The 20,969-nt window shown below is 66.6% G+C and carries 24 protein-coding genes; 13 read left to right on the top strand and 11 right to left on the bottom strand.

The genetic code is table 11. The features are described 5' to 3' along the window. The 3 genes from V6M49_RS18455 to V6M49_RS18445 all read left to right on the top strand — a co-directional run. Nucleotides 1–513: enoyl-CoA hydratase/isomerase family protein (locus V6M49_RS18455; RefSeq protein ID WP_332762576.1), on the top strand; the 513-nt coding region annotated here is incomplete at its 5' end. Next, nucleotides 510–1,370 carry a 3-hydroxyacyl-CoA dehydrogenase family protein gene (locus V6M49_RS18450; RefSeq protein WP_141141476.1) on the top strand — a complete coding sequence of 287 codons (861 nt, stop codon included), beginning with the start codon at nt 510–512 and terminating at the stop codon, nt 1,368–1,370. The genes V6M49_RS18455 and V6M49_RS18450, both read left to right, overlap by 4 nt. Before the next feature lie 9 nt (nt 1,371–1,379). After that, entirely contained in the window at nt 1,380–1,988 is a 609-nt protein-coding gene (locus V6M49_RS18445; protein WP_332762574.1) for a GNAT family N-acetyltransferase, read from the top strand. A 33-nt stretch (nt 1,989–2,021) separates the two neighbouring features. On the opposite strand, the gene V6M49_RS18440 is transcribed toward V6M49_RS18445, so the two are convergent. Continuing rightward, nucleotides 2,022–2,840: an SGNH/GDSL hydrolase family protein gene (locus V6M49_RS18440; protein WP_141141474.1), complete on the bottom strand. Its 819-nt coding sequence runs from the start codon at nt 2,838–2,840 to the stop codon at nt 2,022–2,024. A gap of 200 nt (nt 2,841–3,040) precedes the next feature. On the opposite strand from V6M49_RS18440, the gene V6M49_RS18435 reads away from it, so the two are divergent. From V6M49_RS18435 to V6M49_RS18425, 3 genes are read left to right on the top strand one after another with little or no spacing between them, the layout of a single operon-like run. Beyond that, nucleotides 3,041–3,736, top strand: a complete 696-nt coding sequence (locus V6M49_RS18435) for a tyrosine-protein phosphatase (RefSeq protein ID WP_332762571.1) — start codon at nt 3,041–3,043, stop codon at nt 3,734–3,736. Beyond that, nucleotides 3,733–3,981, top strand: coding sequence for a hypothetical protein (locus tag V6M49_RS18430; protein ID WP_332762569.1), 249 nt, complete (start codon nt 3,733–3,735; stop codon nt 3,979–3,981). Before V6M49_RS18435 ends, V6M49_RS18430 begins: the two co-directional genes overlap by 4 nt. Nucleotides 3,982–3,991: 10 nt before the next feature. Further along, nucleotides 3,992–6,085, top strand: coding sequence for a S1 family peptidase (locus V6M49_RS18425; RefSeq protein WP_332762568.1), 2,094 nt, complete (start codon nt 3,992–3,994; stop codon nt 6,083–6,085). A gap of 71 nt (nt 6,086–6,156) precedes the next feature. Here the strand turns inward: V6M49_RS18425 and V6M49_RS18420 are convergent, their stop codons facing one another. Then, nucleotides 6,157–6,588, bottom strand: a complete 432-nt coding sequence (locus V6M49_RS18420) for a PaaI family thioesterase (RefSeq protein WP_141141470.1) — start codon at nt 6,586–6,588, stop codon at nt 6,157–6,159. Between the two features lie 132 nt (nt 6,589–6,720). Here V6M49_RS18420 and paaZ point away from each other — a divergent pair, with 132 nt between their 5' ends. Both paaZ and V6M49_RS18410 read left to right on the top strand, forming a co-directional pair. Beyond that, complete coding sequence (gene paaZ / locus V6M49_RS18415) at nt 6,721–8,823, top strand: phenylacetic acid degradation bifunctional protein PaaZ (RefSeq protein WP_332762567.1); 2,103 nt, start codon at nt 6,721–6,723, stop codon at nt 8,821–8,823. 166 nt (nt 8,824–8,989) lie between these two features. Beyond that, complete coding sequence (locus V6M49_RS18410; protein ID WP_332762566.1) at nt 8,990–9,397, top strand: VOC family protein; 408 nt, start codon at nt 8,990–8,992, stop codon at nt 9,395–9,397. Between the two features lie 88 nt (nt 9,398–9,485). On the opposite strand, the gene V6M49_RS18405 is transcribed toward V6M49_RS18410, so the two are convergent. From V6M49_RS18405 to V6M49_RS18380, 6 genes are all read right to left on the bottom strand, one after another. After that, complete coding sequence (locus V6M49_RS18405) at nt 9,486–9,773, bottom strand: hypothetical protein (RefSeq protein WP_141141467.1); 288 nt, start codon at nt 9,771–9,773, stop codon at nt 9,486–9,488. 39 nt (nt 9,774–9,812) lie between these two features. Beyond that, a complete protein-coding gene (locus tag V6M49_RS18400; protein ID WP_332762565.1) occupies nt 9,813–10,925 on the bottom strand; it encodes a S1C family serine protease in 1,113 nt (370 codons plus the stop codon). Nucleotides 10,926–11,022: 97 nt separating this feature from the next. Beyond that, nucleotides 11,023–11,313, bottom strand: coding sequence for a DUF427 domain-containing protein (locus V6M49_RS18395; RefSeq protein WP_332762564.1), 291 nt, complete (start codon nt 11,311–11,313; stop codon nt 11,023–11,025). Between the two features lie 203 nt (nt 11,314–11,516). Then, nucleotides 11,517–12,122 (bottom strand): TetR/AcrR family transcriptional regulator, encoded by a 606-nt coding sequence (locus V6M49_RS18390; RefSeq protein WP_141141465.1) that lies wholly within the window; start codon nt 12,120–12,122, stop codon nt 11,517–11,519. Nucleotides 12,123–12,194: 72 nt separating this feature from the next. Then, nucleotides 12,195–13,559 (bottom strand): phenylacetate--CoA ligase PaaK, encoded by a 1,365-nt coding sequence (gene paaK / locus V6M49_RS18385; protein WP_332762563.1) that lies wholly within the window; start codon nt 13,557–13,559, stop codon nt 12,195–12,197. A 6-nt stretch (nt 13,560–13,565) separates the two neighbouring features. Further along, the gene (locus tag V6M49_RS18380; RefSeq protein WP_141141463.1) at nt 13,566–14,051 is read right to left on the bottom strand and encodes a hotdog fold thioesterase; all 486 of its coding nucleotides are present in this window, start codon (nt 14,049–14,051) and stop codon (nt 13,566–13,568) included. Between the two features lie 165 nt (nt 14,052–14,216). Between V6M49_RS18380 and pta the strand changes: the two genes are divergently transcribed. Next, the gene (gene pta / locus V6M49_RS18375; protein WP_332762561.1) at nt 14,217–16,295 is read left to right on the top strand and encodes a phosphate acetyltransferase; all 2,079 of its coding nucleotides are present in this window, start codon (nt 14,217–14,219) and stop codon (nt 16,293–16,295) included. A gap of 9 nt (nt 16,296–16,304) precedes the next feature. On the opposite strand, the gene V6M49_RS18370 is transcribed toward pta, so the two are convergent. The 3 genes from V6M49_RS18370 to V6M49_RS18360 all read right to left on the bottom strand — a co-directional run bounded on the left by V6M49_RS18370 (nt 16,305) and on the right by V6M49_RS18360 (nt 17,936). Continuing rightward, nucleotides 16,305–16,562: a hypothetical protein gene (locus V6M49_RS18370; RefSeq protein ID WP_332762559.1), complete on the bottom strand. Its 258-nt coding sequence runs from the start codon at nt 16,560–16,562 to the stop codon at nt 16,305–16,307. Nucleotides 16,563–16,658: 96 nt separating this feature from the next. Then, nucleotides 16,659–16,781: a type B 50S ribosomal protein L36 gene (gene ykgO, locus V6M49_RS18365; RefSeq protein WP_058931424.1), complete on the bottom strand. Its 123-nt coding sequence runs from the start codon at nt 16,779–16,781 to the stop codon at nt 16,659–16,661. Nucleotides 16,782–16,820: 39 nt separating this feature from the next. Continuing rightward, the gene (locus V6M49_RS18360; RefSeq protein WP_332762557.1) at nt 16,821–17,936 is read right to left on the bottom strand and encodes a GTP-binding protein; all 1,116 of its coding nucleotides are present in this window, start codon (nt 17,934–17,936) and stop codon (nt 16,821–16,823) included. A 149-nt stretch (nt 17,937–18,085) separates the two neighbouring features. On the opposite strand from V6M49_RS18360, the gene V6M49_RS18355 reads away from it, so the two are divergent. The 4 genes from V6M49_RS18355 to V6M49_RS18340 all read left to right on the top strand — a co-directional run bounded on the left by V6M49_RS18355 (nt 18,086) and on the right by V6M49_RS18340 (nt 20,952). After that, complete coding sequence (locus V6M49_RS18355) at nt 18,086–19,240, top strand: acetate kinase (protein WP_332762556.1); 1,155 nt, start codon at nt 18,086–18,088, stop codon at nt 19,238–19,240. A 60-nt stretch (nt 19,241–19,300) separates the two neighbouring features. Next, nucleotides 19,301–19,858 (top strand): GNAT family N-acetyltransferase, encoded by a 558-nt coding sequence (locus V6M49_RS18350; RefSeq protein ID WP_332762555.1) that lies wholly within the window; start codon nt 19,301–19,303, stop codon nt 19,856–19,858. 106 nt (nt 19,859–19,964) lie between these two features. Beyond that, nucleotides 19,965–20,432, top strand: coding sequence for an SRPBCC family protein (locus V6M49_RS18345; RefSeq protein WP_332762553.1), 468 nt, complete (start codon nt 19,965–19,967; stop codon nt 20,430–20,432). Nucleotides 20,433–20,502: 70 nt separating this feature from the next. Beyond that, nucleotides 20,503–20,952: an SRPBCC family protein gene (locus V6M49_RS18340; protein ID WP_332762552.1), complete on the top strand. Its 450-nt coding sequence runs from the start codon at nt 20,503–20,505 to the stop codon at nt 20,950–20,952. The last annotated feature ends 17 nt before the right edge of the window (nt 20,953–20,969 follow it).

The raw sequence follows: 20,969 nt of genomic DNA, 5'->3' as shown, positions 1-20,969 counted from the left end.
AACTCCACGATTTTCGTGCGGATCGCGAAGCTGCCCATGCCGGTCATTGCCGCCCTGGACGGGTACTGCCTGGGCGGCGGCGCCGAGCTCGCCTACGCCGCAGACTTCCGGATCGGAACGCCCAGTGTGCGGATCGGCAACCCCGAAACAGGGCTGGGGATCCTCGCTGCGGCCGGGGCCAGCTGGCGCCTCAAGGAGCTAGTGGGGGAGCCGTTGGCCAAGCAGATCCTGCTCGCGGGCCTGGTCCTCCGCGCAGAGGAGGCCCTGGCTGCCAGCCTCATCACGGAGATCCACGAGGCCCCGGACCTGATGGATGCCGCGCACAACCTGGCGGACCGGATCGGCCGCCAGGACCCGCTGGCAGTCCGGATCACGAAGTCGGTTTTCCACGCCCCGGCCGAAGCCCACCCGCTGATTGACCAGCTGGCACAGGGGATCCTTTTTGAATCCCAGGCCAAGTTTGACCGCATGCAGGCTTTCCTCGACAAGAAATCAGAGAAGAAGAAACCATGACGAACCCGAACCTTCCCTCCACCGTCGGCGTCCTCGGTGGCGGCCGCATGGGCGCGGGGATCGCCCATGCCTTCCTGATCAACGGGGCCAACGTCTTGGTGGTGGAGCGCGACGAAGCGTCCGCCGAAGCCGCCCGGGAACGCGTGGAATCCGCAGCCGCCATGAGCATCGAACGTGGAGCCACCGACGGCAACCTGGATGAGATGGTGTCGCGGCTCGCCGTCACGGTCGATTACGACGACTTCAGGGACCGCCAGCTGGTGGTCGAGGCCGTTCCCGAAGACTGGGACCTGAAGGTCACCTCGCTCCGCGGCATCGAGGAGCGCCTGGCCGACGACGCCTACCTGGCCTCCAACACGTCGTCCCTGTCCGTCAACGGCCTGGCCCGCGAACTCAAGCGGCCGCAGAACTTCCTCGGCCTGCACTTCTTCAACCCCGTACCTGCCTCCACGCTCATCGAAGTGGTGCTCGGCGAGCAGACGTCCCCGGACCTGGCTGAGGCGGCGAAACGGTGGGTCGAGGCACTCGGCAAGACCGCCGTCGTCGTCAATGACGCACCGGGCTTTGCCTCGTCACGGCTGGGTGTGGCCATCGCGCTGGAGGCGATGCGCATGGTGGAGGAGGGGGTGGCGTCCGCGGCGGACATCGACGCCGCCATGGTCCTGGGCTACAAGCACCCCACGGGCCCGCTGCGAACCACGGACATTGTGGGCCTGGACGTGCGGCTGGGCATCGCCGAGTACCTGCATTCCACGCTGGGGGAGCGGTTCGCGCCGCCGCAGATCCTGAAGGACAAGGTGGCCCGCGGAGAGCTTGGACGGAAGACCGGCAAGGGATTCTTCGACTGGGCTGAGTAGGATTTCCGGGTGACCCTCTTTGAACCCCTCACCCTGACCGGCCGGCACGTGATTCTTGAGCCGCTGAAGCACCGTCACCATGACGGCCTGGTGGCGGCCGCACAGGATGGCGAGCTGTGGAAGCTCTGGTACACGTCTGTCCCGGCGCCGGACGGGATGGCGGCGGAGATCGACCGCAGGCTGGCGATGCAGGAGCAGGGGTCCATGCTGCCGTTCACCACGCGGCTGATCGATCCTGCCACCGGCGGCCCGGGCCGGATCATCGGCATGACCACTTACTGCAATATCGACGCCGGCACGCCCCGTGTGGAGGTCGGCTACACGTGGAACGCCGCGTCGGTCCACGGCACCGGCACGAACCCTGACTCCAAGCTGTTGCTGTTGCGGCACGCGTTCGAAACACTGGGCTGCGTGGCCGTGGAGTTTTGTACGCACTGGCTGAACCACCAATCCAGGGAGGCCATCGCCAGGCTGGGTGCAAAGCAGGACGGCGTGCTGCGCAGCCACCGGCGGACCAGCGACGGCGTCCTGCGCGACACCGTGGTGTTTTCAATCCTGGAGCACGAGTGGCCCATGGTCCGGAACGGGCTGGAGCACAGGCTCGCCAAGCACCGCTAGCGATGCTTGGCGAGCAGATCGTACGGGGTGGAGCTAAGGCGCCGTCACAACGAAGGCATCCTGGCTGGCCAAGGATGCAAAGTATCCGTGTCGATAGCCTTCACCGTTGGGGTGGAAGTTGGCACTATCGAGCGGATTTGCCGGGTTGTAGTTGATCCAGGGAGCCGCCGAGCCAATGCCGTGGCCGGTGAAAGCGGGCGCGACGTTGACGTATGTGGACCCGGTCCCTCCTGCCACGCCTGCGATGACCTGATTCAGTACTCCGGCCAAGGGATTTGCCACCCCGGCGAACGGGTGGGCAGGGTCGAACAGCAAGGGGTATCCGGTGAAGACCACCTTGGCAGTAGGCGACTTGGACTTGATGGCCGCCACGATTTCTCCCAGGCCCGTGGCGAGGCTGCCGTCAGTCAGTTTTGCTATCGCGACCCCTTGAGCGGTGGCGCACTCCACCGATTCCGGTGCAGGCACGCAGGCCATCAGGATGGCGATGGACTCGAGATCGTTCCCGCCGGCCGTCACCGTCACAATGTCGGTGTCACCAGTGACCTTCAGGAGCGCAGCATCCCTGACCTGGAAAGTTTTCCAACCCGAACAAGCTGCGTTTGCCGTAAGTTCCACGTTGCGGAGATTGTCAGCGATCACAGGGTACCCCTTACGGCTTAGATCGCAGGTGGGGTCCGTATAAGGGGCCGCGCCTACTCCCGCGGCGTAGGAATCGCCCAGCGCCACATAGTCGATTCGTTGCGTGGTCGCCGCTTCGGCCGGGATGACCGTGAAGCCCAAAGCCATTGCCATGGTGGCGAGGCCGGCCGCAATAGCCGAGCGCCGACGTCGTATTCCAGAACGTGCCATTGAATTTTCCCCTTTTGATTATCTATTTGAATAAATAACACAGGCATGTAACAGCCACCGTACGCCCTCGCTCAAAGGCAGGTCACGGGCCCGGAGTACTCGATTTTCCGGCGCCGCTACACTGTCCGGTACCTGCCCATCGCGTGCGGGCGGTGGCGGCTGTGTGGTTAGCTGTCCGGGTGGAGACGACAGGGGGAGCCGTGAGCTGGGACGGAGCCGTGAATGCCTGGCACGTTGCCGGCCGCGTTTACCGGATGGGGCGCCGCGAATGGCTCACCGAGGCAGGTTGGCGGCAGGCGTACGACGACGGCGTCCGCACGGTGATTGATCTCCGTAACTCCCGTGAAGCGCAGCGCCGGGACACCGACCCTGCGGTGACCGAAACGGCCTGGTCCGGCGTCACGATCGTCGCCGCACCTACTGAAGAACCCGATGATCCGCGGTTCACCGCCGTCTGCGGACCGTACCTCAATGATCCCGCCCATTATCTGCACAACGTCCGGCTCTACCCGGAGAAGTTCGTGACGGTGTTCCGCGCTGTCGCGGCAGCCGAGGCCGGTGCCGTCGTCATTCACTGCGCGGCGGGACGGGACCGGAGCGGCATGGTGGCGGCCATGCTGCAGGACCTCGCCGGCGACCCGGACCAGCTCATTGCAGACGGCTACGCCAAAGCCTCCCGAGGCATCAACGAACGCTTCCGGACGCACGGCCCGCCCCATGCTGGCGAACGCCACATTGACGACGCCGAACTGACACCCCTGCTGGAGCGGCGCGGCCAGGCCGTGGTGGAGTTTGTCCGGGAGCTGGACACCCGCACCTTCCTGCTGCGCAACGGCCTGTCCGAGGCCGAACTGGGCGCCGTCCTGAGCCTGCTCGGCAGCCGGGTGGCGCCATGAGTTCCGTGAAGTATGTGGCGGCCTCGCTCGCGGTGGCGGGAGTGGTGATGCTTGTCGCCGGGCCGTTCTGGGCCGTCCTGGCTTCAGATTTCGGGACCACGGAGGAGAACTTCGGGCTCGGCGACGGGACCGTCGACGGCGAGTGGCTCCCGGGCCAGATCTTCCTCATGGTGGGCGGGGCAGTCTTGTGTCTGGCCGCGGTGGCGGCCGCGTACATGGCACGGCGGAGCGATACAGATGAGTAGAACGAAAGCGATGGCACACAGTTTGAAACGCGTATTTGCAGCGGCAGCGGCTGCCGGAGTGGCACTTTCCGTGGGGCTCGGGGCCGTGCCGGCCTGGGCTGTTGAGCAGCCGGCCGTTGAGCCGCCGCCGGCTGCTTCGCCGGCCGTTGCGTCGCCGGCCGTCGTGTCGGCGGCCGTCGTGTCGGCGGACGCTGCGTCGCCGGACGCTGCGGAAAGCCTGACGGCGGATGGATCCGGGGGCGGTGACGCGCACCCCGGCGAGGCAGGCCTTCGGGAAGCTGCCCTCCGCGATCTTGGCCTCACCCCCGACGAGTTTGCGGCCGCGGGCCAGCTGGGCAAACAGGCCGCGGACGTTGTGGCGGCCCTGCAGGGTATCCCCGGCTACCTCGGAACACGGATCCACGATGGCCGCATTCTGGTTGCCGGCACCGGGGCCGAGCTGGAAGCGGAGGTGGCACGGCTCAGCGCGACCATCCCGGCCGTGACCCTTGAAACGACTCCCGCCGCACCGCCGTCGGACGCTCCTGCTGACGGAACTGACGCGCCGGCCGCGACAGGAACTCAGTCGACTGGTTCTCCGGCGACCGGCACCGAACTGGCCCGGAGCACCCAGGAGCTGTACCAGGCGTACCTCCGCGACGTGGGCGCGGCCGGGTTGCAGGCCGTGGCGTACACCGGGAGCAGGTTCGTAGTTCGCACCGGCGGAATCAACGGGTCCGAGGCCACAGTGCCTGATTCGGCCGAGGATGCCGGAAATTCGAGCCTCACCAGCCCAAACTCGGACGGCAAGATCTCGCCCGCCGAGTTTGTGGCCCGCTACGCCAACGTGCAGCTCGACGCCGGGGCACCGCTCGCGCCGCAGGCCGACGTCCCCGGAGGTTTGGGTTACGCCGCTGACAACGGCATTATCTGTTCCACAGGTTTCTCGGCCTTTGACCCCGCAGGCCTCCCCGCAGTGCTCACGGCCGGCCACTGCAGCGCTGACGGCGACGCGGAGACGGCCACGCTTCAATTCCAGGGAGTGCCTGCCGGGCTGCTCGGAAAGTTTGGTTTCAGCCAGTTCGGCGGACCTGGTAACTCCACTGTCCTGCGTCCGTTGGACCTGACCAACCCCGGCAACGTCGGAACGGACATCGCCGTTATTGAGGAACTCCGCGCGGATCTGGACCCACTGCCCGCCGCCAGTACGTGGGGCGATCCGTCAGAGCCGGGTCCGGACGTTAATATCATCGGAACGGCTGCCCCGGTTGTGGGCCAGCCGGTCTGCCGCTCCGGCCGTACGTCAGCATGGTCCTGTGGAACCATCGATGAGGTGGGGATCTACGTGGTCCAGGGCATCACCTCGGCCCCCGCAGACCTGCGGGCCTTCAACGGTTTCCTGTCCTTCGATGTCCAGTCCAGCGGCGGCGATTCCGGCGGGCCCTGGGTCAGCGGCAACTACGCGGTGGGCACACACTCGGCCGGGGATACGCCCGATGCGAATGGCAACTTCGTCAAGAACTTCGCCGTGGCCGCCACGCTGCAGGACTCATTGGCGGTGTTGCCCGGCTACCAGCTGGAACTCTTCCTCAACAAGCCGGCGGTGACGTCGCCCGCGCCGGGGGCAACGTTCGACGCCGGCCAGACCGTCACCGGCATGGTGGCCGCGGCTCCGGCGTCGGCTGTCGCGGCGGGTTCGAAGGTCAGGATCACCGTGAGTGGGCAGGCGCCTCTTGAGGTTCCCGTGGATGCTGGCGGTGCGTGGTCCTTTACTGCCCCCGCGGTGGCCGGCCCGCTGCGTTTCACGGCCGAAACGGTCAACGGATTCAGCACATCCGGTGCCGCGGCCTTCGACTTCGCCCCGGTCAACCAGCCCTCCCAGCCAGCCCCGCAATCCTCGCCCCCGGCTGCGGTGCCAGCCACGAACGCTGCGCTGCCCCCAAAACGTGACAGCGCCGCCGTCGTACGTCCGCTGGGTGACGACCGGGCCGCTAACCTGGCCAACACCGGCGCATCCGGGCTGATCCTGTTCGCCGGCCTGGCCGCTGGTGCGCTCGCCGTCGGCGGTGTGTTCCTGGTGCTGGCGAAGTGGCGGCGGAAGCGGCAACGCCCCACCCCCCGATGATCTATCACTAAACGTCGTCATCAGCCTGGAATGGCGACGCTACGTGATAGATCAACCGGAGGAGGCGGCGGCTACTTCTTCGGCTTCATCAGCAGGTTGGTGATGCGAAGCGTGCAGAGGCGCTGGCCGGCGTCGTTGGTGATGAGGACCTCGTGCGTGGTCAGGGTGCCGCCGAGGTAGATGGGCGTGGCGGTGATGGTGATCTTGCCCTCGCGCGCGGAGCGGTGGTGCGTCGCGGAGACGTCCACCCCCACGGCAGTTTTCCCCAACGTGCTGGCGTGGATCACGGCCGCCCAGGAGCCCACAGCCTCGCCCACCGCGAGGGACGCGCCGCCGTGCAGCAACCCGAACGACTGCCTGTTGCCCTCCACCGGCATCGTCGCCACCACGCGCTCGACCGATTCCTCCAGGATTTTCACGCCCATCTTCTCGTCGAGCTCGCCGAGAACGATCTTCCACGGGGTGGTGTCCGGCGCAGCGGCGTCGGGGGATAGGGCGGTCATAGGTCTCCTTTGGCGAGGCTGGACTTCCAGTGTGCGGCACGGCACAGTCATGTACTGTAGACATATTACCGAACGGACGGTCAGTAAAGCCCTGGCCGCGTTTTGTCCCCGCCTTGGAAGGACCCGTCAACGATGACCACCACTGCAGAAACCACAGTCGACACCGTCCAGACCGTTCCCAGTTTTGTGCAGGATTCCTGGTGGACCCCCGACGCCGGTGCGGCAGCGTCCGCTGTCCCCGTGCGGGATGCGAGCACCGGCGAAGTCCTGGCCAGGGTGAGCACGGACGGCCTGGACCTTGCCGCCGTCGTGGATTACGGCCGCACCACGGGACAGGCGGAACTGGGCAAGCTGACCTTCCACCAGCGCGCGCTCAAGCTCAAGGAGTTGGCGCAGTACCTGAACGCCCGGCGCGAGCACTTTTATGCTTTTTCGGCCCAGACCGGTGCCACAAAGATCGACTCGATGATCGACATCGACGGCGGCATCGGCGTCCTCTTCACGTTCGGCTCCAAGGGCCGGCGCGAACTGCCCAATTCGCAGGTGGTGGTGGACGGTCCCATGGAGGTGCTGTCCAAGGACGGCTCGTTCGTGGCCGAGCACATCTACACGCGCATCCCCGGCGTCGCCGTGCAGATCAACGCGTTCAACTTCCCGGTCTGGGGCATGCTGGAGAAACTCGCGCCCGCCTTCCTCGCCGGCGTCCCCACCATCGTCAAGCCGGCCACCCCCACCGGGTATGTGGCCGCGGCCGTGGTGAAGGCGATCATCGAATCCAACATCCTGCCGAAGGGCTCGCTGCAGCTGATTTCCGGCTCTGTCCGCGGCCTCCTGGACGTGCTGGACTACCGCGACCTGGTGGCCTTCACCGGCTCCGCGTCCACCGCGCTGTCCCTGAAATCGCATCCCAACGTGGTGCAGGGCGGCGTCCGGTTCACGTCCGAAACGGACTCCCTCAACGCCGCCATCCTTGGCCCGGACGCAGTGGAGGGCACCCCGGAATTCGACGCTTTCATCAAGTCAGTGGTCACCGAAATGACGGTCAAGGCGGGCCAGAAGTGCACGTCCATCCGCCGCGCCATCGTCCCGCAGGAGCTGGTGCCGGCGGTGATCGCCGCGATCGGCAGGCGCGTGGATGAGCGTGTGGTGCTGGGGGATCCGCGCGCCGACGGCGTCACCATGGGCGCTTTGGCGTCGCTCGAACAGCTCGCCGACGTCCGCGCCGCGGTGCAGTCAATGCTCGACGCCGGCGGTGAGCTTGCGTACGGGACGCTGGATTCGCCGTCGGTCACCTCTGCCGGCGGCGCCACGGGCGTGGTCGACGCGGGCGCCTTTATGTCGCCGGTGGTGCTGAGCTGGGCTGACGCGGAGACTGACGCGATCCACTCGCTGGAGGCGTTCGGCCCGGTAGCCTCCGTGATCGGATACAAGGACCTGCCCGACGCCGTCCGCCTCGCCGCCCGGGGCGGCGGCTCCCTCGTGGCTTCGGTGTGCACCAACGATCCGGCCGTAGCCCGCGAACTCGTCACCGGGATCGCCGCCCACCACGGCCGTGTCCTGATGCTCAACCGCGAGGACGCCCGCAGCTCCACCGGCCACGGTTCGCCCGTCCCGCACCTGGTCCACGGCGGGCCAGGCCGTGCCGGCGGCGGCGAGGAGCTGGGCGGCATCCGCTCGGTCATGCACCACATGCAGCGCACCGCCATCCAGGGCTCGCCCAACATGCTCACCGCCGTCACCGGCCTCTGGCACACCGGGGCGGACCGGAACTTCACCGTGGAGACCGAGGGAACGCACCCGTTCCGGAAATCCCTGGCCACGCTGCACATTGGCGACGCCATCCGCTCGGAGCTGCGTGAGGTCTCGCTGGAGGAAATCACGAAGTTCGCCAACTCCACCGGCGACACCTTCTATGCCCACACCAACCAGGAAGCGGCCGAAGCCAACCCGTTCTTCCCTGGCATCGTGGCGCACGGGTACCTGCTGCTGAGCTGGGCCGCCGGGCTGTTTGTGGAACCGGCACCGGGCCCGGTCCTTGCCAACTACGGCCTGGAGAACCTCCGCTTCATCACGCCTGTGGCGGCCGGGGATTCCATCCGGGTCACCCTGACGGCCAAGAAGATCACGCCGCGCGAAACCGACGAGTACGGCGAGGTGGCCTGGGACGCGCTCCTGACCAACCAGAACGACGAGATCGTGGCCACCTACGACGTCCTCACCCTCGTCGAAAAGTAGCCCCACCCCGGACGCTCTCTCATTTAATGTAAGGTTTCCGGCGACGCTCTCGCACTTTCTTGAGGAAAGTGAGAGAGCGTCGAGGGTTTTCCCGCATTATGTGAGAGAGCGTTTGGATCTTTCCGGGTTGCTGCGGCGTAAAATTTCCTCCGTAGGAGGTGGCCAAATGAACCTAGCCCTGAGCACAGCCACAACCATCCTGCCCGTCGATGACGCAGCGCGCGCCCACAGTTTCTACACCGAAAAACTGGGCCTCCCGCACCGCGGAATGACAGACAATGGAAGCGAATTACTCGGTAGCGACGGCGGCCCGATGCTGCAGTTGTTGCCGGTCTCGGACGGGAAGCACTCCGAGCACACCGCCCTCAGTTTTGAGGTGCGCAACATTGAGCGGATCGTGCAGGACATGGAGGCCAGGGGCGTCCGTTTCCAGGATTATGACCTGCCCAACCTCAAGACCGAGAACCACATCTGCACCACGGACTCCGAGAAATGCGCCTGGTTCATGGACACGGAGCACAACATCCTCTGCGTTCACGAGACGTTGGGCATGCAGGTCGAATACCAGCTCTGACCATGCGCGGCGGCTGCCAGACCGCACACCAGACTGCAGGAGGGGCGTCCCAGCGAACGGGGGCTCCCCTTCTGCCTCGTTAATCGGCTCAGGCTTCGGCGCCGCCGTGCAGGCCGTCGTCGCTGCTGTCATCCGATGGTTCGGTGCCGGTGTCGGTGAGGTCCATGTTGCCGCGGGCTTCCTCCATGGTGGGCCCGCCGGGCGGGATGCTGTACGTGTCCGGGCGGATGCCGTGGGCCTGCTCCTCAATCAGCGCCTGCTCCTCGCTGAAGCGGATGACGTTCGCCTCGTCGCCGGCGTCGCCCGGCAGGTCCTCCCGCAGGGCTGAGGGGTCGGGAACGATGAATCCGGGATCTGCATCTTTGTGGTCCGTCATGACCAGCCTTCCTACTGTTGGGGCTTACGGGTACTGGGTTTACGGGGCCACCGGCCGTTCGGTGAGTTCCACCTTGATGTCCACGCTCTGCCCGCCACGCTTGACCTTGAATCCTACGGTGTCGCCCGGGTTGCGGTTCCTGAGCTCGGCCAGCAGCTTCTCCGGCGCAGTGAGGTCCACGCCTTCCATCGACTCCAGCACATCACCCGGACGGATCCCCGCAGTTCCGGCGGGGCCGTCATCGTCAACGCTCAAAACCACGACGCCGGTGCTCGCGTCGGTGCCCAGTTGTTCGGCGATCTGCCGGGTCAGTTCGCCCGGGGTGAGCCCCACGTAGGCGTGCTCGGCTGAACCGTCCGCCAGCAACTCCTCGGCCACCTCGACGGCGGTGGCCGCCGGAATCGCGAAGCCCAGGGCTACGGCACCGGACGACGGTGGAATGTAGGCCTCGCTGATGCCCACCACTTCGCCGCGCATGTTGATCAGCGCTCCGCCCGAATTGCCGGGGCTGATGGGCGCATCAGTCTGGATCAGGTCCACCAGCGACAGGCTGTTCTGCGCCGAACCGGGGATGGAGCGGTGCAGGCCGGAGATGATCCCCGCGGTGGCCGTGTTTTCGAAGCCCAGCGGCGAACCGAGGACGACGGCCCCCTCGCCCACCTTGGGCAGCGAGGTCTGGTACACCGGTTTGGGCAGGCCGGTCCGGTCCGCCTGGACAAGGGCAAGGTCCGTCACGGGGTCAGTGGCTTTGACTGTGCCGGAAACGCGCTGGCCATCCGCGAAGGCCACCTCAAGTTCGGTTTGGCCGCGGATGACGTGCTCATTGGTGAGGATCAGCCCGTCCTCGGAGTAGACCACGCCGCTGCCCAGCCCGCCGTCGGTGAAGATGGTGACGACCGAAGGGGACAGGTTTTCCACAATCTCCGTGATGCCGCCCGTTACGTCGGGGGCGGCGGGGGCCTCGGCGCTGGGGGAGCCGGTGCTGCCCGGCGTGGCCGCGGCTGATGAGGCGCCCGGAGTCGATTCACTGGGCGCCGGCGGAACGGGAGAACCCGTGCATGCCGCAACGGCCAGCAGGACGGCCGTCAGGACGCCCCACGGCGCTGCCCGGAGACTGGCTGAACGGCGCGATGGACTGGCTGACGGCTTCATGGGCAACCTCCCCGCGGACGCTGGCTCTTCCTTCCTACCGTAGCCGTGGACGGGACCGGCAGGCCAGTGCTGTGTGCCCCCCGCCGGCGCGCGAGAGTCAGCGCTCGCTGGGCGGCTGTTTGGACCATGGTGTGACCGGACGCTCCTGCAGGACGCCGTCCACCGTGATGTCCACCCTCTCGTTGTAAAAACTCACCAGCCCGTGGATCTGGCCGGCGTCGCGGAAGGTCCGGGTGTACGCCCAGGCGATGTTCTTCCCGTTCTCGGCTTGCGGGTAGGACCAGTAGCTGGCGGTGCCTTTGTACGGGCACACCGTCCGTTTGGCGCTGGCTTCCATCAGGTCAAGCCGGACGTCGGCCGGGGGAAGGTAGTAGCGCACCGGGAGCATGGGGCTCCCGGTGGAGGTAGGGCTCGCGGGGACCGCGAAGACGGGGGTGATGCGCTGGGGTTCCCAGACCAGCAGGGCATGGAATGTGTCGACGACGGCGTTCCCGCCGGTCAGGGCGCGGACCCGTTTGGCGGTGGGCTGGTAACGGAGTTTACCGAAAGTGCCAAAGAGGACCTCGGACAGCTTGATGGCGATGCCTCATGCTAGGCCTTGGCGTGGAGCCCGTCGAACGCGATGGTGATGACGTCGTCGGCCAGTTTTTCCGGCGTGAGGGAGCCGCCCGGTTTGTACCATTCCACGATTGAGTTGATGGTGCCGAACAGCAGCCGCGTGACGGTGCGCGGATCGATGTCCTGGCGCAGCGAGCCTTCGTCGCGGGCTGCGGAAATCAGGGCGGCCACCTCGTGATCAAACGCGCGACGGCGTTCCAGGGCGTCGCGCTCAATGTCAGTGTTGCCCCGCAACCGCAGAAGCAGCGTGACAAACGGCAGCCGCTCCACCAGGACGGCCACGGTCTGCCGCAGGACAAATTCCAGCCGCGCGTCCGCCGCGCCGCTTTGCGCCCCGGGCTGTTCGAGGATTGATTCCAGGCCGCCGAGCGCATGGTCAAGGGCGAGCTTCAGGAGGTCGCCCTTGGACGGCACATGGTGGTAGATGGCCGATTTCGAGATGCCCAGGTTCTCGGCGAGGATGCCCATGGACGTGGCGTCATAGCCGTGCCGGTTGAAGACGTCGACGGCGATGAGCAGCACCGACTGCTGGTCGTAACCGGGACGGCCGCGCTTGCTGGGGACTGCTGTAGTGGGCATACCGGCTATTTTCCCATGAACGTTCGGTAATCCCTGCAGCGGCGCAGCCGGGGCCTCAAGTGTCCGTTCGCGCTACGCCTTGGGACGGAGGTCGTAGATCCGGCGCAGCTTGCCGTTTGACCGCTCCAGTGAACCCGGCGCCACCACGTCAACGGCGCACGAAGAACCCACATGGATCTTGATCTGCTCCTGCAGCGTGCGCGCCGCCGTCGTGCTCTGCTCAACTGTCACCGCGTCCCGGCGTTCGATCTTGACCGTCAGCTGGTCCATCCGCTGCCCTTCCGGGCGAGTGAGTTCGAGCTGGAAGTGGGGGCTGAGTTCGGGGATGCGCAGCGCGATTTCCTCGATCTGGGACGGGAACAGGTTCACGCCGCGGAGGATGATCATGTCGTCGCTGCGGCCGGTGATGCGGCCCATCCGGCGGTGCGCGGGGCGGGCGGTGCCGGGCAGCAGGCGGGTGAGGTCCTTGGTGCGGTAGCGGATGATCGGCAGGGCTTCCTTGGTGAGCGAGGTGAAGACCAGTTCGCCGTGCTCGCCGTCGCGCAGGACGTTTTCCTTGCCCACGACGGGGTTGAAGGCGTCGATGATTTCCGGGCGGAAGTGGTCCTCCCAGATGTGGCTGCCGTCCTGGGTTTCCACGGCCTCGCCGGCGACGCCCGGGCCCATCACTTCGGACAGGCCGTAGATGTCGCAGGCCTTGATGTTCATGGTGACTTCGAGTTCGTGCCGCATCTCCTGCGTCCACGGCTCGGCGCCCAGGACCGCGTACTTGAGCGAGGTCGACGTCGGGTCGATGCCCATGTGGGCCATGGCGTCGGCGATGGTGAGCAGGTACGTGGGCGTGGCCAGGATGGCGTCCGGCTGGAAGTCCTGGATGAGCTGGATCTGCCGTTCGGTCTGCCCGCCGGACATCGGGATGACGGTGCAACCCAGCGCTTCAGCGCCGGCGTGCGCGCCCAGGCCGCCCGTGAACAGGCCGTAACCGTAGGCGTTGTGGACCTTCATGCCGGGCCGGACGCCTGACGCACGGAGGCAGCGCGCCACCAGTTTGGCCCAGTCGGCCAGGTCCTGCTTGGTGTAGCCGACGACGGTGGGCCGGCCTGTGGTGCCCGAGCTCGCGTGGATGCGGGCTACTTCGCTCTGCGGCACGGCGAACATGCCGAACGGGTACTCGGCGCGCAGGTCTTCCTTGGTGGTGAACGGGAAGTTGCCGAGGTCGCTCAGTTCGCGCAGGTCCGTGGGGTGGATGCCGGCGTCGTCGAATTTGCGCTTGTAGAGCGGCACGCGGTCGTAGGCGTAGGCCACGGTGTGCTGCAGGCGGGCGAGCTGGATGGCCTCGAGTTCGTCGCGGGAGATGGTTTCCTCGCGGTCCAGGATGGGATCTGTGCCCTGGGACGTCGACTGCGGCATGGGGGTTTCGGGGGCGTGGAGGGTCATGGTTTCCTACTTCTTGGGAATGGTGCGGCTGCGTCCGCGGAACTCGGCGATGAGTTCCCCCGGGTTGCCGGAGCTGGGTAACGAATCGGGCTGGGCACCGTGCAGCGTATCGGCGTCGGCCGCGAAAATCTGGATGTCGTACAGCCCGCTGCGCCCTGAGCTGGACCGGCGGTCCGCGACGGCGGTGATCACCTGGCCGCGGTAGGCCGGCTTGAGGAAGTTGATGTCGACGCCGGCGGCAACGGTGATGCTGTCGGCCTCTTCGGGGGTGGGATTGACCGGATTGCAGGCAAGGGCGAACGCGGAATCGGCGAAGGCGAAGATCATTCCGCCATGGGCCATACCGAACCCGTTGAGCATTTCCTGCCGGAGTGTCATGCGGATGGTGGCGTGCCCGTCGCTGACGGCGAGGACTTCGATGCCCATCCATTCGGAGGCGTAGTCGTTTTCCAGGATGGGGTGGGTGGCCCCGGAGAGTGCTGCTTCAGCCATGCGTCATTGCCTCCAGCTTTATATACCGAATGTTCATTAGGTAATCCCATATGCGGGTCCGGTGTCAAGGGCAGACCGGTCTGTGGGTACCCCCGACCGGTGGGACCCCCGGCACGGAAGTGCAAGGATGGAGGGACCGGCACCACGCACAGCAAAGGGCGGACCATGGCCAAAGGCATCTACGTCAGCGCGACCACCCCGGGGTCGGGCAAATCGCTCGTGGCCCTGGGCCTCGCGGACACGCTCCACCGGCACGCGGACCGGATCGGCTTCTTCAAACCGGTGGTCCACGGCCCGGACGCCGCCAGTGACCCCATGGTGGCGCTGATGAAATCACGCTTCGCGCTCGACGACGACCGTTGCCGTGGGGGCCTGACGTCCACCGAAGTGCGTGCCCTCCTGGCAGACGGAAAACGCGCCGACATCGATGCGCGCTGCGTGGAGATCTTCGCCGAGATTGCCAAGCATTGCGACGTGGTGATCGTGGAGGGGACGGACCTCACCGGCCAGGACGCCGCCGTCGAGTTTGACCTCAACGCCCGCCTGGCCAACAACCTGGCCGCGCCGGTGGTTGCCGTGGTGGGCGCAAAGGGGCTCAGCGTCGCGGAGGCCGCGGCCGCCGTCGAGGTTGCCCGCAAGGAACTGGTGGCGGAAAAGTGCACGCTGCTGGCCATCATGGTGAACCGCGCGGACCCGGACCTGATGGAGGAAATCGCGGCCGCCATCAAACCGGGCGCATCCAACCGGCCCGTGTACGTCCTGCCGGAGCTGGAGGAGATCGCCCGGCCCACCACCGGCGAGGTTGCCACGGCGCTGGGTGTACGCCAGATCGCCGGCCTCGCGGACATGGAACGCGACGTCCGGGACATCAAGGTGGCGGCCATGAACGTGGGCAACTTCCTGAACGTGCTGGACGAGGGCGCCCTGGTGATCGTTCCCGGCGACCGTGCGGACGTGATGGTGGCCTGCCTGGCGTCGTCGTTCTCGCCGGAATTCCCGGTGCCGTCCGCGCTGATCCTGACCGGCGGGCTGTCCCCCGACGCCAACATCTACCCGCTCCTGGCGCAGGCGCCGTTCCCCGTGTTTGCCGCCAGCCAGGACACCTACACCACCGCCAAGCGGGTCTCCGAGGTCCGCAGCGAGATCTGGTCCGGGCACCGCCGCAAGGTGGCCTCCGCCCTGGGCCTGTGGTCCAGGCGTGTGGACGAGACCGAGCTGGTGGAACGCCTCCACCTGCCGCGACTGGAGCGGATGACCCCGCTGCGGTTCCTGCACGACCTCATCGAACGGGCCAGGGGGCAGCGCCGGCACGTGGTGCTGCCGGAGGGAACTGACGTCCGGATCCTGCAGGCCGCCGAAATCCTGCACCGCCGCGACGTCTGCGACCTCACCCTGCTGGGACCGGATTCGCAGGTCCGGGAGCTGGCGGCGGCCAACGGCATCGACCTCGCCGGGATCAACATCGTGGACCCGGCCACCTCGGAACTGCGGCAGGGGTTCGCGGAGAAGTACGCCGAGCTGCGCGCGCACAAGGGCGTGGACCTGCCCAAAGCCCTGGAAATCATGCAGGACGGCAGCTACTTCGGCACCATGATGGTCCAGCTCGGAGTGGTGGACGGCATGGTGTCCGGCGCCGCCCACACGACCGCGCACACCATCCGCCCGGCGCTGGAGTTCGTCAAAACGCGCGACGGCGTGAAGATCGTGTCCTCCGTGTTCCTGATGCTCATGCCGGACCGGGTGCTGGTCTATGGCGACTGCGCGGTGAACCCCGATCCCAACGTGGAGCAGCTCGCGGACATCGCCCTCGCCTCGGCCGAAACCGCGGTGCAGTTCGGGGTGGAGCCGCGCGTGGCCATGCTGTCCTACTCCACCGGTGGCTCGGGCTCCGGCGAGGCCGTGGACGAAGTCCGGCAGGCCACCGAACTGGTGCGTGAACGCCGCCCGGATCTCGCCGTCGAAGGCCCCATCCAGTACGACGCCGCCGTGGACGCTTCCATCGCGGCCTCCAAAATGCCCGGCTCGTCGGTGGCAGGCCAGGCGACCGTGTTCATCTTCCCGGACCTGAACACCGGCAACAACACGTACAAGGCGGTGCAGCAGAGCTCGGGGGCGGTCGCCGTCGGGCCTGTCCTGCAGGGCCTGCGCAAGCCGGTCAACGACCTCTCGCGCGGCTGCACCGTGGAGGACATCGTGAACACGGTGGCCATCACCGCCATCCAGGCGCAGGTGCCGGCCTCGTAGGGACGGTGGTTAGCTGTTTTCCGGCTTGGCCAGGCTGTCCGAGTCCTCTTCCTTGGCGGGCTCGTCGGAGAGTCCTTCGGGCGTGAGGTCCAGGTTCTGCGGATCCTTGGGCTGCTCGGCAGCCTCGCCCACCTCGTCGACCTTGGGGCTTCCGGTGTCGTCCAGGGCCGGGTTGGAACCCTCGACGCCGGTGGGGTCCTTGGTGCCGGGGGCGGGTTCTGCGGTCTCAGGTTCGGTGTTGTCGGGCTGAGTGGTGTCGTTCGGCATGGAAGTCCCTCTCTGCATAGTGCAACGTGTCCGCCGACTCTAGGCGCCTGCCGCGGCTGACGCAACGGCAGGCGCGGGGTGAGCGGGGCTGCAGCCTCAGCCTTGACGGGCCTTCATCCGCGGATTCTTTTTGTTGATCACAAAGGTGCGGCCCCGGCGTCGGACGATCTGGGCGCCGGGAACCTTCTTCAGGGCGCGGAGGGAATTTCTGACTTTCATGGGATTGCTCCTTGTTGTTGGTGGCGGTTGGTGGGCCGTTCAGGACGGGGCGGGGTCGAGCTGGAACGGGTCGGTCAGTCCGACGAACCCGGCCTCCATTTCCGCGTCGGTGAGTTCGCAGGCGGAGAGCAGCTGCGCAATTTCCGCCGGGTCCATATCCTCTCCGGTCGCGGCCAGCACGCTTCCGCGGTCCCCGTGTTCCGGATGCCAGTCCAGGCGGGCGTCCACATGGTTGAGGGGATCGGGCGCCGCACCGGCGTCCTGGTCTGCCAGCCACGGTCCGGTATTTTCGAGCCAGACACGCGGGCCGATGCCCTGGATGGCGATCCGGCACTGCGGTGCGGCGGCGATCCACAGGCGTCCCCGCAACCAGCAGCACCCTTCCGCGAGGGACGCCAGGGCGTGCCGGAACCGCTCAGGGTGCAGCGGCCGTTGGGCCCGGTGGGTGACGGTAGTGAACGGTGATGTTGAGGACGACGCCGGGATCCGCACCGAACCGGGGACCGTCCGGCTCAGGGCGTCGTGGTAGTTGTGGCGGCCCGGGCGGATGAGGCGGGCGTTTTCCGCCACGTCAGCGTGAGGGGCCAGTTCCCTGACCAGTTGCACGCCGCGAACACGCAGGGCGGGGTCGGCCGGAAACAGGTCCACCTCCGCCAGCAGGACGGTGTCATTGAACGACAGCTCGCCGATGAGGAATTCACCCGCAGTGCGCTGGTCCTCCGGGACCGGCGTGAACCCGGACTCAAACAGGGTGTGGTGGTCCCAAATATGGTCCTCCAGCGTGTCAGGGGCGCAGGCAAGGACAGTGGAATCAATCGTCACTGGGCGGGAAAGGCCACGCCGCAGGGCCCCGATCGCCGCCTCCGCGGACACGGCCGGAGGGAGCCCGATGATGGCCTGGGTCTCCCCGCGTTCCAGCAGCCGCTCGATGGTGGGTACGAGGTCCAGCCGTACCGTGCAGCTCAGGCAGCCGTGTTCCAGCTGCGTCTCGGTGCGCTCCACAAGCCCGGACTGGCTGGAGATCCTGCGGATGACCACGCCGTTCTCCAACAGGTCGTGCAGGACCACCACGGCGCCGGGATTGGCCGCGGCCGCGTCTTGGCAGGCTTGCTGGCGGCACAGGGCGTCCAGGGAGCTGATCACAGTGATTTGCATGCCGATCACTCTAATGAGAATCATTATCATTTACAAGTCAACGTGCCCAGGGGGCAACTTATAGAGTGGATCCCAGGGAGCGCTGCACCAGGCTCCGGCACCACCCCTCGTCAGCTGTGCCCCGCGGCACCGAGGCTTCAGGAGGCCCCATGCTTGTGCTCGTTATCAATTCCGGTTCGTCCTCGCTCAAGTACCAGGTCCGGGACGTGGCCGCCGGCATTGTGCTGACCGAAGGGCTGATCGAGAAGATCGGCATGGGCAACGGCGGTGATGGCGACGGCGAAATCGAGGGTCCCCGAGATCATGCGGAGGCGCTGGAACTGGTAGATGCCGCGATCCATGCCGAGCTCGGGGACCTTGACCTGGCGGCGGTGGGCCACCGAGTGGTGCACGGCGGTGAGCGCTTCGCCGAGCCGGTGCTGATCGACAACGAGATCACCCGTGCCATCGAGCGACTCAACCCGCTGGCGCCGCTGCACAACCCCGCCAACGTCCTGGGCATCCGGGCCATCAGCAAGAAGTGGCCGGACCTGCCGCAGGTGGCCGTGTTCGACACCGCTTTCCACCGCACCCTGCCCGAACACGCCTGGCGCTACGCCGTGCCCGACGAGCTCTACACGAACCACGGCATCCGCCGCTATGGCTTCCACGGCACCTCGCACGAGTACGTCACGCAACGCGCCGCCGTGCTGCTGGATCTGCCCGTGGACGAGTTCGACGGCGTGATCGCCCACCTGGGGAACGGCGCTTCCGTCACGGCCATCCGCCGCGGTCAATCGGTGGACACGTCCATGGGCTTCACGCCGTTGGAGGGCCTGGTGATGGGCACCCGCTCGGGCGACCTCGATCCGTCCATCCTGGTCTTCCTCGGCCGGATCGGGTGGACATCGGAGGACATCGACACCATGCTCAACCGCGAATCGGGGCTGAAGGGGCTCGCCGGGAACAACGACATGCGCTCGGTGGTGGAGGCGTCAGAGGCCGGCGACGCCAAGGCTTCGATGGCGCTCGCGGTCACGTCCTACCGGCTGGCAAAGTACATCGGCGGCTACCACGTGGCCGTCGGTGGTGCCAAGGCACTCGTGTTCACGGCGGGGATCGGCGAAAACTCGCACGAGTTCCGCGCTCTCGTGACTGACAGGCTGCATGCGCTGGGCATAGAGCTCGACGCCGGCCTGAACAGTCAGCGGTCCAGGGAACCGCGGGTGATTTCCACGGCAGCGTCCGCAATCCCGGTGTTGGTGGTGCCCACCGACGAGGAGCGCGCCATCGCAGAGGCAACTGCCGCCGTCGTTGGTGGTTGAGCCCGTCGAAACCCGGATCTTGGCGAGCTCGATCACCGGGCGGCGGGGTAGCCTCAGTCCATGCCTGAGATCACTTTGCCCATCCGCACCGAGCGGTTGGTCCTGCGCCGGTTCGAAGCTGCGGACCTGGACGCCTTCCATGCCTACCATTCGCTGCCCGAAACGGCCCGCTTCCTGCCGGGGGAGGCCAAGAGCTACACCAAGTGCATGGAGTCCGTGGGCAAGTACGCCAACTTCGTCTTCGAGAAGGAGGGCGACTGGATATGCCTGGCCATCGAGGCCGTGGACGGCCCGGGACTCCTCGGCGAAGTGGTGCTGAAATGGCTTCCGGGCAGCGGGCAGGGCGAAATCGGATGGAGCCTGGCGCCGGCAGCGAGGGGCAAGGGCTACGGGGCCGAGGCCGCGGATGCGGTGCTGAGGCTGGGGTTCGGGGAGCTGGGGATGCACCGGATCGAGGCAAAGCTCGACGCCCTGAATACCGCCTCCGCCGCCTTGTGCGAACGGCTGGGCATGCGGCTGGAAGCCAGGCTGGTGGACAAATGGCACTACAAAGGCCAGTGGGCCACTGAGCTGGTCTACGCGATCCTCGAGGACGAATGGCGCGCCCGGTCCCAGTGAGGGAAACGACTAGCCATTGACGGCCTCAGACACCGGGGACAGACTTTTCCTGTGCCTAGCTGCCGGCCAAGCCGGGCTGGCAACAGGTGTGTCCAAGGAGAATCCGATGCCCACCGTGGAAGAAAACGTCTACATTGCCCGCCCGCCACAGGAAGTCTTCAATTTCCTGTCCAAGGGCGAAAACATTCCGGTCTGGGACTCCTCGGCGGTCCATGCCGAAACGGTCGGGACCGAGCCTGTTGCGGTCGGCACCCGGGTCAAGGGCGCCAGCAAGGTGGTGGGCAGGAAATTCGACTGGACAACCGAGGTCATCGAATTCCAGCCTCCAACCCGCCTTGTATCCCGCTCGGTGGAAGGAAAGCTGGAATTCACTATCACCCATGTCCTGGAACCTGAAGGTGACGGGACGCGCCTGAACTTCCGGATCGATGCGGCCTCTGGCCTGGGCGGGGTGTTCGGCAAACTGGCCGACCGGTTCGTGGAACAAGCCCAGGCCAGGACCGTCCGTGCCAACCTCGAGACACTGGCCGAACTGCTGGCTGAGCATCCGGAGCTCGGGAGCAGCGACGCCTGAGGACGGACACCGGATTCAGCCCCAGCTGCCCCCACCGGGCCGACTCTGGGCGCGTCCAAGGAGCATTGCCATGCCAGTCGTAGAAGAAAGCGTCCACATTGCCCGTCCGCAGCAGGAGGTCTTTGACTTCGTGTCCAGGTTCGAAAACCTCGCCGTCTATGATCGGTTTGTCGTTGCGTCCGGGCAGGTGGGTGATGGCCCGGTGAGGTTGGGAACCAGAGGTCGGGGCACGAGCAGCTACATGGGACAGCGCTCCGACTGGACCGTCGAGTACACGGACTTCCAGCCACCCCGGCGGATGGTGTCCCGCTCGGTCGAAGGAAAGCGCGACGTCACCGTGACGTTCATGCTGGAACCGGTCGACGGCGGCACGCGTCTGACGGAGCTGATTGAGGTCAGGTCAGGGTTGGGATTCCTGGACAAGGTGCCCGCCCGGCTGGTGAGTTTCATCCTGGGCTGGTCGCTCCGGGGCAACCTCAAAGCCTTGGCCAAGTGGCTGGCAGAGAATCCCAACACCTGACCGGCCCAGGCTTGCCA

It is taken from the genome of Pseudarthrobacter sp., assembly GCF_036675385.1.
Taxonomy (GTDB): domain Bacteria; phylum Actinomycetota; class Actinomycetes; order Actinomycetales; family Micrococcaceae; genus Arthrobacter.
This window is presented reverse-complemented; position numbering and strand designations above follow the sequence as displayed.

Coding starts and splice junctions, on each gene's coding strand:
- V6M49_RS18450 (WP_141141476.1), top strand. CDS start 510: ATGACGAACCCGAACCTTCCCTCCACCGTCGGCGTCCTCGGTGGCGGC.
- V6M49_RS18440 (WP_141141474.1), bottom strand. CDS start 2,840: ATGGCACGTTCTGGAATACGACGTCGGCGCTCGGCTATTGCGGCCGGC.
- V6M49_RS18430 (WP_332762569.1), top strand. CDS start 3,733: ATGAGTTCCGTGAAGTATGTGGCGGCCTCGCTCGCGGTGGCGGGAGTG.
- V6M49_RS18425 (WP_332762568.1), top strand. CDS start 3,992: ATGGCACACAGTTTGAAACGCGTATTTGCAGCGGCAGCGGCTGCCGGA.
- V6M49_RS18420 (WP_141141470.1), bottom strand. CDS start 6,588: ATGACCGCCCTATCCCCCGACGCCGCTGCGCCGGACACCACCCCGTGG.
- paaZ (WP_332762567.1), top strand. CDS start 6,721: ATGACCACCACTGCAGAAACCACAGTCGACACCGTCCAGACCGTTCCC.
- V6M49_RS18410 (WP_332762566.1), top strand. CDS start 8,990: ATGAACCTAGCCCTGAGCACAGCCACAACCATCCTGCCCGTCGATGAC.
- V6M49_RS18405 (WP_141141467.1), bottom strand. CDS start 9,773: ATGACGGACCACAAAGATGCAGATCCCGGATTCATCGTTCCCGACCCC.
- V6M49_RS18400 (WP_332762565.1), bottom strand. CDS start 10,925: ATGAAGCCGTCAGCCAGTCCATCGCGCCGTTCAGCCAGTCTCCGGGCA.
- V6M49_RS18395 (WP_332762564.1), bottom strand. CDS start 11,313: ATGCTCCCGGTGCGCTACTACCTTCCCCCGGCCGACGTCCGGCTTGAC.
- V6M49_RS18390 (WP_141141465.1), bottom strand. CDS start 12,122: ATGCCCACTACAGCAGTCCCCAGCAAGCGCGGCCGTCCCGGTTACGAC.
- paaK (WP_332762563.1), bottom strand. CDS start 13,559: ATGACCCTCCACGCCCCCGAAACCCCCATGCCGCAGTCGACGTCCCAG.
- V6M49_RS18380 (WP_141141463.1), bottom strand. CDS start 14,051: ATGGCTGAAGCAGCACTCTCCGGGGCCACCCACCCCATCCTGGAAAAC.
- pta (WP_332762561.1), top strand. CDS start 14,217: ATGGCCAAAGGCATCTACGTCAGCGCGACCACCCCGGGGTCGGGCAAA.
- V6M49_RS18370 (WP_332762559.1), bottom strand. CDS start 16,562: ATGCCGAACGACACCACTCAGCCCGACAACACCGAACCTGAGACCGCA.
- ykgO (WP_058931424.1), bottom strand. CDS start 16,781: ATGAAAGTCAGAAATTCCCTCCGCGCCCTGAAGAAGGTTCCCGGCGCC.
- V6M49_RS18360 (WP_332762557.1), bottom strand. CDS start 17,936: ATGCAAATCACTGTGATCAGCTCCCTGGACGCCCTGTGCCGCCAGCAA.
- V6M49_RS18355 (WP_332762556.1), top strand. CDS start 18,086: ATGCTTGTGCTCGTTATCAATTCCGGTTCGTCCTCGCTCAAGTACCAG.
- V6M49_RS18350 (WP_332762555.1), top strand. CDS start 19,301: ATGCCTGAGATCACTTTGCCCATCCGCACCGAGCGGTTGGTCCTGCGC.
- V6M49_RS18345 (WP_332762553.1), top strand. CDS start 19,965: ATGCCCACCGTGGAAGAAAACGTCTACATTGCCCGCCCGCCACAGGAA.
- V6M49_RS18340 (WP_332762552.1), top strand. CDS start 20,503: ATGCCAGTCGTAGAAGAAAGCGTCCACATTGCCCGTCCGCAGCAGGAG.